The organism is Pseudomonas sp. Gutcm_11s, from assembly GCF_028649395.1.
In the GTDB taxonomy this organism is placed as follows: Bacteria; Pseudomonadota; Gammaproteobacteria; order Pseudomonadales; family Pseudomonadaceae; genus Aquipseudomonas.
Genome location: NZ_JAQSUW010000014.1, coordinates 80,252 through 94,895 on the forward strand (window position 1 = coordinate 80,252; position 14,644 = coordinate 94,895).

The following is a 14,644-nucleotide window of genomic DNA, read 5'->3' on the forward strand; positions in this document are numbered from 1 at the left end:
AAGAGCCCTTCCCGTGCCCCAACCTGAAAGTCATCAGCCAACAATCAATCGCGTCAAACTGGTCTGGGCCCTGGGCATCGCTCAGATACTGGCCTGGAGCACGACGTACTATTTGCCGGCCGTACTCGCGACACCAATCTCCAAGGACATGGGCTGGTCGTTGACCAGTGTCGTGGCTGGGTTGTCCTGGGGGTTGCTGGTCGCCGGCATCTGCTCACCGCTGGCAGGCCGCCAGATTGATCGCCACGGGGGACGGCCCATCCTGGCTAGCAGTTCGCTGCTGATGGCACTGGGGCTACTTTTGATGGGAGTGGCCGGCAATCTGCTCGTCTATTACCTGGCTTGGACATGCATCGGTGCGGCCATGGCTGCGGGTCTATACGACGCGGCGTTCTCCACTCTGGGTCGCTTACTCGGCGACGGTGCACGCACCTCGATGACCGGCCTGACTCTGCTTGGGGGCTTCGCCAGCACGCTGGGCTGGCCTCTGATTGCCGGCCTGGAACATGAGCTTGGCTGGCGATACAGCTGCTTTGTGTTGGCAGGGGCTCATCTATTCATCGGGCTGCCAATCTATCTATTGGTAGTGCCCAAAGAAGCTTCAACACCTATACAGAGCAGCCATGCTCAGGCGGCAACTGCTCCCGTACCAGCACCAGAATACCGACAGCTCTTTCTACTGCTGGCGCTACTCCTGACGCTTCAATCGCTAGTGGTGTCTGCCGTTTCTGTTCACCTGCTTGATGTGCTGAAACTGCTTGGAATCGCCTCTGTTACCGCACTCGCCATTGGCATGGTGATCGGGCCTGCGCAGGTAGTCGGCCGCCTCGCGGAGTTCTCCGTAGGTCGCAACCTGCATCCGACTTGGTCGGCGAGAGGAGCCATTCTGCTGAGTGGCGTTGGCATCGTCATGTTGATACCCGGTGCGCCATGGCTGGCCTTTGTAGCGATGGCACTGTATGGGGCTGGCAACGGCATTCTGACCATCGCTCGCGGCACGCTGCCCTTGGTGCTTTTCGGCAGAGAAGGATACGGAGCACGAATGGGACTGCTGGCTCGCCCCATGCTGATCGCTCAAGCCACTGGCCCGGTCGTGGCCGCAATTGCAGTAGATAAGCTAGGGCCACAAGCCTTGCTAATGGCGATGGCTGTTCTGGTGGCTACAAGCTTGCTGGCGAGCTTCGGTCTTCCATCGAAATCCGCACCAGTCGAAGCTTGAGGCCTTGTGAATGGCCGCTAATGGCCGTTAGCAGTCGCTCGTGAGGGGCTGCTAACGGCCAAAAGCGGACTAATATGCCCCGACTGTGCAATTTTCACGGTGAAGCTCTGAGCTCTCTAGGGAAGCTGGGTCTATTCAGCCTACGAAAACAGGAGCTCACTCCACCTGATCGGATCTAACCATCGAGTATGATTGGCCATCACCGCAGCTTGGTTCTTTGGCAATGCAGATTGCTCCTCTTGATCGACTCATTTCCGTTACCGCTGGACCTGACCAGTACCTCAAAGCCGTGCGCTTGAGTGATTTAACCAATGCTTCGTACGTAGTCTTGCTTGGAGAGCCGGGCCTGGGGAAAACCGTGGCCTTTGAGCATTTTGCTAAAAAGAGCGCGCTCTCAAGCGAAGCAGCTTACTTATTTTCTCCCGAGGATCTTAAGGCGGGTGAAACTTACTTCATCGATGCTATTGATGAAGTACCTATTCAAGAGGCGCTTAGTATCGCGAAAGCATTGAAGCGCACAGTAGGTGCTCGCTGGAGAGTTAGCTGCAGGGCTGAAGATTGGAACTCCGGCGGTAAGCTTAGTAAAGCGTTTGGAGGTGAGTGCGCGGCCGTCGAGTCGGCCCCGGTCATCGCACAGCTCCAGCCACTGGATGAAGAGGAAGCCATCGCGGTGCTGACCGCATTCGGCCACCCCTCTCCCTCATCTACGCTATCAACTCTGCAGACATTGCGCTCTACGCCTTTTGTAATGACGCCTCTCGGTCTTCGATTTCTAATGAGCGTGGATCGGGGACTTCTCCCTTCAATTACACGATTTGAGCTCTATGAGGCTGGGGTGGCTCACTTCGCGGTTGAGCACAATCAAGCGAAAGCTGAGAGTGAAATTAATCCTACACCGCATTTAATTTTGGATACTGCGGGCCGCATTTTTCTAACACTCTTAATCGCAGGGAAGCATAGTCTCCGACGCTCTGGCTTATCCAGCAGCACCATCCTTATTGCATCTGAAATAGAGATCAATCCAGCAGAGTTAGATTCCGCATTGGATACAGCTCTATTCATGAAGAAAGGAGAGGATTTCCTTCCCCTTCACCGCAGCATCCAGGAATTCCTTGCGGCTCGATTCCTCGCACGGCTGGTGACTGATGGCCTGGGTGGGATGAGACTTCACATAGAGCGGGCGTTGGCATTAATGGTTTCCTCAGATGGTTTACCGTCCGAAGGACTCAAACCACTCTATGCATGGACTGCATGCCATCTCGCTAATGAAGGAGCATTGGCGGAAGCCACGCGGCTTGTTGAGCAGGAACCAGAAGCGTTGTTACTGCATGGTGATGCGGCGAAGCTTCCGTGGAGCTTGCGAGCCCTCATATTAGATAGGGCAGGCCAACGCGACCCATTTTTCAAATGGACTGCAGATCGGTGGGGCCCTGCTAGCTCTTGCACTACGGGGTTACTCACGCCCGAGCTTACGCAACAGGCCTTAACACTCTTGACCACAGATGAGTCTGTTCACCGGCTCTATGCAGTATTAGAAGCCCTGTCTGTTGGCGTCCCCATCCCTGAACTAGCTGACGCCTGTTGGTATGTAACGTTACGAAAAGGCTCGAACCTGTGGTGCAGAGAAGCAGCTGTAGCGGCATGGGCAAATTGTGCCCATCCCTCAACCGAGGATATTTGGCGCCGAATAGATGAGCTATGTGCAGGATATGAATCCCTAGCCGATACCTGCCGCATCGTGGCGAAGCTCTTTTGTCTTTTCCCTACGGACCAATTGGAAGCGGCTGATGTAGCCCGGGTTCTAGCTTGCCTTCAGCTCACCAGCTCGCGTGATGGGGTAGGAAAATTAGTTCCTATCACCTACGCACTCAGAGACATCGCATGGCATATCGTAGCCCCCCACCTGTGGAGGCCACTGATCCTAGAAACCCCGAAGCAATGGCGAATATCGTCTGGTATCGGTTCAATGGAGCAGCGATTTGCCTCTGCGCTTTGCATAGCAGTTTTATCGAGTAACGTCGAAATTACAGTCGATGACTTCGCCAAGATGATGGTAGCGACAGGCGCCATCTTTCTTTCCAAGGATTCAGGCTTTAGTTCCGTAGGCGCTGAATGGACTTTAGCGAGGCCTGATCAGGACGAAATAGCAAAAGCCCTGCTGCTTATTGGCGATCAAGAAATTGCTGAGACGGGCTCTATTGCCTTTGGTCTAAAGGGAGTCGGCTTAAAACCCACCGCTGAACTGCTTGAATGGATGCTTACCCAGCAGGAGCTCCTTGAGAGACTGGGGCCGGAGTATTTGGGAAAGCAAGCAGCCTATTGGGTATTGGAACGACACGAAGATGCGCCATCTTGGTTTCTGGAGCTGATTGCCACATACCCCGACTCCGAAGCCGTTACTGCAGCACGTAAGAGTGTTGAAAGCCACACTGATGAAATCACGCAGTTGCGTGCTCACGAAGCAGCAGGAATTGAAAAGCATCTAGCCCACATGATATCCGAATGGATCACCGCAACATCCTCAATCGAGGCCGGTGAAAATAAGGATGCGCTGTACTGGGGGGCAGAAGTTTATTGTGGAAGCAGGCCGCTTCCTTGGATTAGAGGGGGCGGCACAGAAGCGCTTTTGGAGGCCTTTGGGGAGCAGCTTGCTCACTCGATTTCACATGGGCTTGCCAGTGTGCTTCTGAAGGACCAAGAGTGGGAGTGGGTTAATCTAGTTCGAGTCGCATCAGCATCGATCTTGCTTGAGAACCAGAATGATGCTCTTTCCAGTGTTTCTCTAGAGCGTATCCTTGAGGTCTTTTTTGCTGCTGATCGGATGAGAGATGGGGCTCGGCGAGATCGCCTTGAAAGCTATTGTGTTGAGCGCCTCAATCAGTCAGCTCATGATACCTCGTCTCCCCTCAGAAAACTGGCAAGTATAAGAGAAGTAGGCTGGACACTACTTCTACATAAGCTCGGGACTCACACTGCTCGGTCTAGACTGCACGCTTGGGCAGCACGAGAGGCCATGACAACCCGGGAACAACTTTCAGGCATTACGCTCGACAGTGTCCTTAACCTCGCATGGTTTAACCTGGAGGAGGAAGAGCTGCTGCCCATGGTCAACGAGATGGTGAGCAGGCATGCACAGGAAACTCCTGAAGAAGAGCTACTCAACGATCACTCCATAAGCGCCGATCAGTTGCGTTGGGCATATTTTGGAGCCCACCTGAGGCCGGATCTGTATGCTGAGGCCTTCTCAAAGTGCTTGGACCAAGCCGATAGCGGTACTATCCAAATGCACGTCCTTGAAGGCTTTCCCGAGACTGCTCGCAAACTGCGTGCTGCATCCACGCTGAAAGTGGCTAGCCTACTGCTCCAATCCATGATGCGGCGTGACCCGCAAATGGCAGAATACTCTGGCCCGGGATGGCCAGACACCGTGAAAGTCCTTCGATCCATCTCTTCCTCGGATGAACCTCTAGTAGAAACGACACTTTTAGAGCTGGTCCAACATGCGCAAGGCACTCGCTGGGTCGAAACGCTCAAGCATGAACTCGAGCTTTATCGGCGAGATATTCGAGCCTCATCTCAGCGATTGCTCACTCCGCCAGAGTTAGCCAAGGTTATTTCAGGAAAAGGCCCCATCAATGCCCAAGATCTCCGGGCCTTGGTGGTGATCATGCTTGAAGAGATCTCCAGTGAGATGCAGCCATCGCCCGATAACCCGTGGCGATTATTTTGGGATAAAAAAGTTCCCAAACCCGAGAATGATTGTCGCGATGTCGTCGCCGGTAAGCTACGTGACAAGCTTCGATATTTTGGGATCTTTGATGTACAGCCTGAAGCCGCCTCATCTGGTAATACGCGCGCAGACATACTCGTCACACATGGTAACTTCGCCGTCCCTATAGAAGCAAAGCGAACCAGTCATGATCACTTGTGGTATGGACATAGCGGTCAACTCCAAACTTATTCGTTAGCAAAGAACACAGAAGCCCAAGGCATTTACCTTGTGTTCTGGTTTGGTAAGGCATTGAGTGTCACCACCCCGCCAACGGGAACCACACCGACCTCCCCCCAAATTTTGAAGGATGCGCTGGAGCGAATGCTGCGTCCCGAGCTTATAGGCACAACTTCAGTCATCGTACTGGACGTGTCCGATGCGACAGTCGCTGCTAAGGATCGCAAGGAAAGTGACTTCTTGACGGCCAAGGCTGCTAAACCACCTCGTAAGCGTAAGCCGAGTGATACCGAGGCCAAAGCCGGTCGACAAAAAAAGGGGAGCTAGCCGCTACCGATACGCTTATCCATGCAGTGAATCGTCATGGAGAGGGCTTCTCCCTGGAGCTGGTTTGATGGGGGGCGGCACTCAAATGGTTTGCTCAGAATGACCGAAAATCTAATGCTGATCCTAGCCGGAGTACCATCGGAGGCAGGAGGGATGGCGGCAATCTATGCCGAATTCTAAGGCTGCGTCCTTGCTATAGCCCTCCCTACAAAAGAGCTACAGAACCAGCTGATTGAGCAGATTCGCACCTTAACTAGCCTGTGATTTCCCCCAGGGACCAATTCCTTCCACGGTCCTCCGACCTAGAAACTTCCTGTCCATCTGGCTTTCCTGCTTTTTAATGGCAGATTTCAAGTTATTTAAATTGTAACTAGCATGCGCCATGCGACGCTGATCGGTGGAATTGAACTCACTGAGTTCACTGGTTTCCAAGCTCATCCAACCATAAGCCCGCCGATCTGCAGACTCCATGAATAGAATCCAGGCTGAGTAAGCAGACTCATCACACTCTGCTCTCCAGTAAGAGCTCCACCAATGGTGTGCGCAGGCCTCTTTGTGTCGCCATTGTGCTGTTTCATTTGCCCGCGATGTTCGAAGATCCTCTTCAGGCCCTTCAGGCCAAACATCAAGAAAGGAATTTCCACTTTTGAAGCCGTCTAGCTTCTGGGCTCGCTGGCAACGCCAGACAGTTGCGGAAAGTTTGTCACTCTGAATAACACGATCCAACCATGCCTCTTTGCCATTCACGGTGGCTGCAACTGCAATTTCAAAGAGCCTCTGGTCATTATCAGCGCTACCCACCAGATACTTAAGCAGATTTTCGACTTCTTCTGATTCAGGTACTCGAAAGAGCATATGAATCATTTCTTCAATTAGAGCCACCCCAACGAAACGGGTTCTCAAAGCCTCACCCAAGGCCCTCCACAGCACTGCCCCTTGCTGAGGCGATTCAATTAGCAGAGCTTCACACAATGCTAAATAGAGGCCTTCGGCCAAGCGCACGCGTCGCTTAAAGTCGGCCGTAGCCACATCCGCCCCCTCGACCCAAAGAGCCACGGCATTGGGTGCGTGCTTGATGATTGGCGCTAGGTCACCTGGCTCTAGATCGTGAAGGTACAGGGTCGCTCCACTCTGGTGAGCGGTTCTAATCCGCTCAAGGGCTGTGTCGACGGCACGACGACGATCTGCATGCTGTTTCTCGGCATTCATAGCATCCCGTAGCCCCTCGAATGGATCATCAGTAACTGGTTTCGGGATCATAGAGATGGAGAATGGGTACTGTTTGCGGTGCTCACAGTAAACAGAGAGATATGAACCCGGGTCAGGGACTTGAATTTGGGGGGCACGAAGGAGGGCCCCAACAAGCTCAGCCGCCATTTGTGCGTCAGCGGCAGAAGCCCCTCTGACCCTAACTGCCTTCAACAACAGCCAAGGTGCTACTGACGAAGCAATCTGCTCGAAAGGAAGTCCTTTGGTAGCAGCAATTAATGCCAGAGAGCCAAAATGATTCCACTCAGCGACTTTGTCGGCTTGCCATCGCCAGCCAGCCTCTAACAGCATTCGCCCAAAGCGCTCCTCATCGGTGGTTGCCAGCAGCTTGAACACTTCAGTTTGGAGCTTGAGCTCGGGATCAAATACTAAAGTTCCCAACCACTGCCATGTACACTCACCGACCTCTCTTGAGGCGCAGAGTAGAAGACTGATGAGGTCTTCTATCTGCTTGGTCGTTCCATCAGCGTATCGATTAACCAACATATCCGTGTGATCCGCGGTTAATGGCTTTAAGACCTCCGCGAAGTCTCGAAAGAGGATTGGTAAATCAGCCTCAATGACCGCGATGATTTGCGCCGGAGCTGAAAGTTGTTGAACCTCCATTAGCAACAGTTGGCTCGCCACTGTTGCCTCATGGTCATCATTGAGTTCCTTAGACTTCAGTCGTGTCACGCGTGCTGACTCAACGCACGCGTCATCTACCAATAGCAGCTGCTCGGTGATTCCAATGGCGTTTGCTAAACGCTGTTCAGGCGGGCGGTGGGCAAAGCCGACTATCTTCGCGCGTAACAGACGCGCGAGCAGATCTGGGGCACACCGTGCAAGCACAGGTGCTAGAGAACTGAAGGCATGATCCTCAACTGTTTGCGAGCGGCTGGTATCGAGAGCGCTACTCTCAAAATCCTGGCAATCCTTTCGTAGCGCCTCAACAAATGCTGCTGGGGGGGCGAAATTTGGGTCCAGCCAAAACGCTTTGGTGCGGTCGATTTTTCGCCGAAGTGAAAGATTAGCATCGAGTAACACTTGCTCGGCATGACGGCGCTCTAGCCTAAATAAACTTTGGCCGGGATCATTTGCATAGTCAGTATCGTAGGAATAAAAATTATCGAGAGAAGGGTTTAGCTTTGCTGCCGCAGCTTCGTCATCCTCGTCACCAGAAAGCCATAACAAGAGGGCAGCAACTCTTAACGGCAGCTCTGGATGGATACCTTGCTCTACGACTTTTGCTGCTGTATGCCTAGATCGCAATCTAAGCTCTGCCGCGGTTTCGGTGAAATCTTCGTTATTCAACAGGCAAAGCCACTTCAAACCGTCCCACAGGTCGCAGCGGCCTCGAATAGCAAGCACAAGAGCAGTGGCTTCAAAAACTGGGGCAGCCGATACAAGGGGGAAACCTTCGAGCAATGAAGGAATGGTGCGTATCACCTCGTCAGATTGTCTTTCGACGAGATGAATCTGACTTCCCAGCACAGTGTATGGACCGTCGGAATCTACTCCTAACCGCTTGATGAATCGCGATGACCGTGCTCTTTCTGAGTCATCGTGGCGTTGTGCAGAGTGATCGACATCGCGAGAAATGACTTTAAGCCAATTAGTTGCATGGCTGATGATCTTCGAAAGTAACTTGGTATCGCTTTTGGGAATAGCGAGCAGCGCATTTACAGCCCAGGTCCTTGCAGACCTTTGCGCACCGTCTCCTTGAAGCGCGACTGTTTCAAGCAATGGATCGGGGATGGCAGCAGCGATGCGAGTTAGTTCGGTACGGTGTTCATCTGGAATATTCTGCGAACGTAACCACTCGGATACCAAACTCGTAGCCACTGCCGGAGCCGTAGCACTGTCCCGCTCGATTACTATTGAAACAGCTGCGCGAAGTATTTCTGCACGCTCGTCCAGGCCAGAGATAGGGTCAAGCCACTCAGCAAGCTTGAGATCAGTCTTATCGCGATCCGTTACTCCAAGCTCATCCAAATGGTTTAGAAGAGCAGCTCCTAACGCATGAGCCACAAGCGTCGGTGAGAGCACAAGCTGGCCCGAAGCTTGCTTGATTGCGAATTGGGCATCGATGATGTCGCTCAGCCGAAGAAAAACTTCGTTGCAGGAAAGATCTGGCCGCGCAGTCGTCTCTCCAAGGCTGCCCATGTTGTATTTTCGAAAGCCATCGATGTGCCGCTGGGCTACTTCCTGTAACCAGGAGCGCCAATCATCCTCGCTGAAAGACTTGCCTGCACGAGTTCCCAGCGTGTCACGACCATACTCCCAGAGCAAACGATGCACCGTGACTTGACCTGCGTCGGTGAGTCGCTCGTGGAATCGAATAACAAGACGAAAGAGTCTTGGAGTTCTAGCAAATCTAATGAGGTCTTCGTGAAGGTCTGCCCGCGTCAGATTCTCCGCCGCTAGACGCTGATCAAGCTCACCACCAGGTTGGTCGTCGTAAACATCAACAGCAATCTCCTTTGGAGGTACAACAAGGCCTCGAAGAGATCCCAGCTTCTCTTTCATGTGAAGATTGCGGGTTGTCACAACAACGCGTACTCGACCAGCGAAGGGCTCATCTTGCAGAACACGTAGAACATCCGCCCAAGGTGTTGATGGTTCTTGGTTCAAGCCGTCGAAAAAAATTGTGAGAACAGGCCCCTCATCGACAGGGCGTCGCAGCAATCGATCCAGTCGGTGCCGCCAATGCTCTAGGTCCCGGACCTGCGTCAGCTCATAAAATCGATCGGCAATAAAATCTTTAAGAGATGATTTCGAGGCAGATTTAAAACCAGCAAGTGAGCCCGAGGGTACAACCAGAACGATAGGAAGGTCATCACGGCGGTTTGCGAGCCAGTCGAGTGTCGCCCATGTTTTCCCGACTCCCTCCCACCCCACTACCGCAGCAGGCGCATCAGTCACTGATGACCACCAGTGGCTCAGTGCTGCGAAGCTGCTGGCCCGCCTGATCGTTGATGAATAGTGACCGCCTGCTGCGTCCTGCCCAAGGACTGCTGCAGACGCACAAGGCGTAGTCCATAGTTTTTGCAATTGGAGTATTGACAGCGAGCGCAAGCGCTCGAAGCCCAGATACCAACTTTCAATATCGCGAGTAAGCGATACCAAGGCAGATGCGCCGTCTACCTGCAGGTCACGAGCGAGATCTGCGGCCTCTGTCGAAACAAGAGTTGCAAGAGCTCCGGGTGCCGCAGTGCAGAGCGCTGCCAGCGCGGGAAATACATTCGGTTTCCAATCAATAATTACGACGGGAACCCCGGTTTCGTTACTTTTTCTCAAAAGTTTCAGCTCGAGCTGCTCAGGCGCCGCACGCGTAGCAACCAGAAACCATGCCTCCAAAGAGGGGTCTGCAGACAGGGCGTCATCGACCTCTCCCAGCAACTCCCGGTCACTCAGACTCGTTGTGTCTGCGTATCGCTTAGTCTCAATTCGAAAGCGACGCCCTTGACGCCCCGCAGGGCCAGCATCGCCCCCGGATTGAAAGCCCGATTTGGCAACCGCAATCCCCACCTGCGTGATCGCACCAATCAATGCTGCAGCTAAATTCTCCAATTGGGCAGGACTAATCTCATCCTGAAGAATTGCCTTCAAGCGCTTTAAGCGGGCTTCAGTGGTAAGAGCTGGAGCATTGGTCATCAAGTATTTACTCCAGTTGAATCCTCTAGCAGGCCCTGTAGCGCCATCGAGGCCTTACCAAGGAGTTGTGGAAAGAAAGGATAAATCCGACTAAACGATTTATTAGAATCCAGTTTAGTTAGGCTTTACGACGGGCAGCCAAGCATGTGGAAACCTATGGTCTACATGGAAATTCTCGCGTCTGCTTGTGGCCGAAAACTGCCTACTGTGATCGGCGCTATTCGTCTCCATCTCGATTCCAGTAGGAGACCAGCTCATCGGTACGATCCGAAATCTGTGGTGTCTTGCTGAGTACAAGGCACCGGACATTGCCGACGTACTCCTCGAACACATAGAGAGTGTCGCCAACGTCGACGCCTAGCTCCTGAAGAACTTCATCCGGAATGCGGATAGCACCATCGCCGTCCCAGTCTTCGATAGTCACCTGCTTGGGGCCCATTTCTTTTCTCCACCGTCATGATCGCCTTCAGTGCGGTCGATCTTAGGGCACGGTCAGACCGTTAGCCGGGGTCATACGCTGTGGCGGTAGTTCTGGCCGGTAGCAGCCCTAGTGGATGCCCGCTACCGGAACTGGCACAGACTGATTCTGGTGAGGTCTATCGAGGATGGGGGCTGATTCAGCCAGATTTATGCTAGCCTGCAAGCGCTTCGGGTATAGACCCGAAGGTGCATCACAAGCTGTCAAGCCCCAAGGCGGCATCCCAGGTGTAACAACCCAGGGTGACCAGCAATGCGGCCAGCAGCCCTCGGATACTTATCTTCATAGGTACTCCAAGTGTGACGCTGACACTATACGTCGATCCTAGCAATCGCGGCGAAATCGGAACTGGGTGACCAACACCGATTGGATGATGTGAGGAGCATTTGAGTTTATCCGGCCAGGCGGCTGAGGATTGCCGCCATCCTATGCCTGGCCGGTTGGCTCGAACATGGATGTACGCTGATGCCAGAAAATTGGTACAAATCTCGGGGCTATCTGCACTTTGATCGCCCGATCAACCAGGCTGCGGCGCTGGAGATAGTTTCAAACCCTAAGACTGTTGCTAAGCATGCCTTTTACCCCTTCATTCGCTATGTCGCACAAACACAGAAAGTGTTTTTCGATAAAAGCATCGGGAAGGTGGTCAAAAAAGACCCTAAGCAACGGCCGATTTCCTACGCTGCGCACGTCGACAGCCACATTTACTCCTACTACTGCGAGCAGCTGAACCGGGCTTACGAGGACTATTTGGCGAAGGTGCAGTGGTCCTCTGCCATTTTGGCGTTTAGAGCCCTTGGCAAAAGCAATATCGATTTTGCTCGGGATGCGTTCCTGGATATCGCAACGCGAGGCTCCTGCTGCGTCATCGCCATCGACATCAAGGGCTTCTTTGACAACCTAGACCATGCACATCTGAAAAATGCCTGGCAGGCGCTCCTAGGCAGCAGTCAGTTGCCCGACGATCACTACGCGGTGTACCGATCTCTCACCAAGTTTTCGTTCGTCTATAGGGATCAAGTCTACGAGGCACTGGGGCTTTCCAAGAGCAACCCCAAGCAAGGCCGTAAGCGAATTTGCGAGCCCCACGAGTTCCGGGCCAAGGTGCGTGAGGGCGGCCTGATCGAAACCAACAAAGACAAAAAAGGTATCCCTCAAGGCTCCCCCATCAGCGCCATGCTGTCCAACGTGTACATGATGGGCTTCGATGGGCAGATCCACGCACATGTCGAATCCTGCGGCGGTGCTTATTACCGGTATTGCGATGATGTGCTGCTGATAGTTCCGCTGGAGAAGGAGGCGGAGGCCAAGGCCCTAGTCGACCTACGGGTCAATGAAATCGGTCTGGAAATCCAGGCCACCAAAACAGAGACCTGTAAGTTCACGCGGTCGGCCAAGGGCTTGAGATCCGACCGACCGCTGCAGTATCTGGGCTTTATCTTCGATGGGGCCAATATTTACCTGCGCTCATCGTCACTGGCTCGCTACCAGGACCGTGTACACAGAGGCATCTGGCTGGCCGAAAAGTGTATGGACAAGGTCAATGCCAAACGGATTTCCAGAGGCCAGTTACCCCGTTCGATGTTCCTGAAGAAGTTGTACAAGCGATACTCCTACCTAGGCCGAAGAAACTTCATCTCATATGGTTACCGGGCAGCCAGAATCATGAACGCCCCCTCGATCAAGAAGCAGCTCAAGCCACATTGGAACAGGCTCCGCGAGCGCATTTCTGATGCCCAAGGCGAATGACAGCCCTCTAGAAGAAATGAAAGAGCGAACATGGTGAATAGGCCCCGCTTCCCTAGAGGCCTCTCCAGCGGTTGCTTTTGGCCGATTCTGTTGAAAAAGTCGGTGTTGGCCAGAGCCTCCTGTCCATAGGCCAAAAAGCGGCTAGCTTGCGCGTGGCTACGTGAAATTCAAGGCAGGTTTCGCCCCGGAAATGGCTCAGATTTCAGCGTCACTAACGCTATTTCGTGGGCAGAAATCTCGAAGTGATTTTTCAACAGAGTCGGTCGGAAACAGACGCTAATATACCTCTGGTTTGCTTTGCTGAAGGAAATCTATGATTTGTATTGCATGTGGTAAAGAACAGCAAAATCTTGTTAATAGCCATGTAGTCTCTAATTTCATTAGAAAAAGACTGATGGGCGAAACTAAATCCGACGGAAGCCGGAAATTTTCCTTCAGTTGGGTCGGGAGAAAAGATCTGCCGAAACAGGATCTCCCCAAACCGCGCCTGATGTGCAAAACCTGCGACAACAATCTAGGGAAGGAGGTGGAGGATGGAATTGCAGAGTTACTTATGCCCGATGATGTCGAAGCTTTCGATGCTTGGGGCGACCTCCCCATACGTGCGCATGAAATTCACGGGGTATTCGACGATCCGTTAACTCTGGGAGTCTATGACTATCCACTTAGTACGCAGTTTATGATCGAAAAATTCGCACTTTCTGTGGCGTGGCGCGCACTGCATGCCCTAGCAAAAGACGGCGAACAGCATTCCTGTGCTCTATTGAACTCCAAGCGGGGTGCGAACATCGATGAATCGGTTAGGCGTCACTTGTTCAACGGAGCCTGTCTGCAAAATACGTATGACGCCTTTATTTACTACTGGTCGCCGAGTACGGTAAATTTCATTACGAACAATTCTGGCGATATGCCCTTTGCCTGGGCTGAACTCGGCGATGAGGGAGAGTCTCTCGGTGTGACAGTAATGTTCGCCTACTGGGTTATCGTCTGGCCATTGTTTGAGCGTGATAGATCACAGTATTCAGCGAAGCTCGATAGACTTAATAAGCTGTGCTTCATGGACTGGGTTGCCCATGTGTCCAGACAATTAGCCAGTTAAAGATTAAGAAGGCGCTCGCTTATCAAGTAGTAGAATTTGAATAACCGGTTATGGTCGGGAGCAGCCGATCTGCAAAATTGGATCGAGCTCATCTTCAACAGACAAGCCTCATGTCTGCATACTGGGAGTAAGCGCGCTGCGCGCTAGATTAAGCTCTCCCAGTCGTACTGCCATTCTCTCTATGCGTAGATGACCGAGAAGCGCTAGCAGCAAGGCGTTCACACCTTTCCGGCACGGCGTATCAAGCTAGACCAGCAGGCCGTATCAAACTTTTCGGCCCCCACAGCTGTAGGCGCTGGCCTAATTTGAACACCGTGCCGGCCTAGCTTGATACGCCGTGCCGGAAAGGTGTGAACGGGTTGCTGGGAAATTTGATACAGAAGAGATCGTGGTGGTGCTCGGTATTGGAGTGGGATAGAGCAGTAAGTAGACACTACGGCTTGGGGTTAGCCGTAGTACTATATGGTTAAGATTACTCCTCCAATCTCTGAGCTAGCTCTATATAAAGCTCATTGAAATACTCATCGTCAGAATATTTTTCGAGATCTCTTTTCAGAGTTCTCACCCAGAAATCTGCTCGTGACTTGTTGTCGAAAGAATCAAGATATATCTCTGCTATTGAGCTACTGATAATTACTTTGCTTTTTAAGTCAGAAGCTTCGTCAGCAGTCACATAAGCTTCTTTCAGTAGAGAAAGACTGATATTGGCATCATCAGCGTAATCCGCTTTCGTGCTTAGTATTGAAGGAAGCCTGCCATATTTCTGTTCAAGCCTATCTAGGGCTCGCATAAGCCTCTTTCTTTCCAAGCCTGCATCTAGACTTAAGCCGGTTTGATTGGCAACTGCAGCAGCCAGGCTCATAACCTCTTCCCAGTCGTTATCTTGTATTCCATCGGTAGTAGTCATACCTATCCGTC

Annotated in this window: 7 protein-coding genes; 4 read left to right on the forward strand and 3 right to left on the reverse strand. The window is 52.5% G+C overall.

What is annotated here, in order from left to right; translation table 11 throughout:
• Positions 1–13 precede the first annotated feature (13 nt).
• The gene (locus PTT45_RS11420; protein WP_273813413.1) at positions 14–1,219 is read left to right on the forward strand and encodes an MFS transporter; all 1,206 of its coding nucleotides are present in this window, start codon (positions 14–16) and stop codon (positions 1,217–1,219) included.
• Positions 1,220–1,442: 223 nt separating this feature from the next.
• Positions 1,443–5,495: a hypothetical protein gene (locus tag PTT45_RS11425; RefSeq protein WP_273813414.1), complete on the forward strand. Its 4,053-nt coding sequence runs from the start codon at positions 1,443–1,445 to the stop codon at positions 5,493–5,495.
• Positions 5,496–5,744: 249 nt separating this feature from the next.
• Here the strand turns inward: PTT45_RS11425 and PTT45_RS11430 are convergent, their stop codons facing one another.
• Positions 5,745–10,403 (reverse strand): hypothetical protein, encoded by a 4,659-nt coding sequence (locus PTT45_RS11430; protein ID WP_273813415.1) that lies wholly within the window; start codon positions 10,401–10,403, stop codon positions 5,745–5,747.
• A gap of 214 nt (positions 10,404–10,617) precedes the next feature.
• A complete protein-coding gene (locus PTT45_RS11435) occupies positions 10,618–10,839 on the reverse strand; it encodes an AbrB/MazE/SpoVT family DNA-binding domain-containing protein (protein ID WP_273813416.1) in 222 nt (73 codons plus the stop codon).
• A gap of 504 nt (positions 10,840–11,343) precedes the next feature.
• Here PTT45_RS11435 and drt2 point away from each other — a divergent pair.
• Entirely contained in the window at positions 11,344–12,627 is a 1,284-nt protein-coding gene (gene drt2, locus PTT45_RS11440; protein ID WP_273813417.1) for an antiviral reverse transcriptase Drt2, read from the forward strand.
• A 313-nt stretch (positions 12,628–12,940) separates the two neighbouring features.
• Positions 12,941–13,726: a hypothetical protein gene (locus PTT45_RS11445; RefSeq protein WP_273813418.1), complete on the forward strand. Its 786-nt coding sequence runs from the start codon at positions 12,941–12,943 to the stop codon at positions 13,724–13,726.
• A gap of 472 nt (positions 13,727–14,198) precedes the next feature.
• Here PTT45_RS11445 and PTT45_RS11450 read toward each other — a convergent pair whose 3' ends face one another.
• A complete protein-coding gene (locus PTT45_RS11450) occupies positions 14,199–14,633 on the reverse strand; it encodes a hypothetical protein (protein WP_273813419.1) in 435 nt (144 codons plus the stop codon).
• Positions 14,634–14,644: the final 11 nt, after the last annotated feature.

Excerpts from the sequence above, each read along its gene's own strand:
- PTT45_RS11425 (WP_273813414.1), top strand. The coding sequence starts at position 1,443 with ATGCAGATTGCTCCTCTTGATCGACTCATTTCCGTTACCGCTGGACCT.
- PTT45_RS11435 (WP_273813416.1), bottom strand. The coding sequence starts at position 10,839 with ATGGGCCCCAAGCAGGTGACTATCGAAGACTGGGACGGCGATGGTGCT.
- drt2 (WP_273813417.1), top strand. The coding sequence starts at position 11,344 with ATGCCAGAAAATTGGTACAAATCTCGGGGCTATCTGCACTTTGATCGC.
- PTT45_RS11445 (WP_273813418.1), top strand. The coding sequence starts at position 12,941 with ATGATTTGTATTGCATGTGGTAAAGAACAGCAAAATCTTGTTAATAGC.
- PTT45_RS11450 (WP_273813419.1), bottom strand. The coding sequence starts at position 14,633 with ATGACTACTACCGATGGAATACAAGATAACGACTGGGAAGAGGTTATG.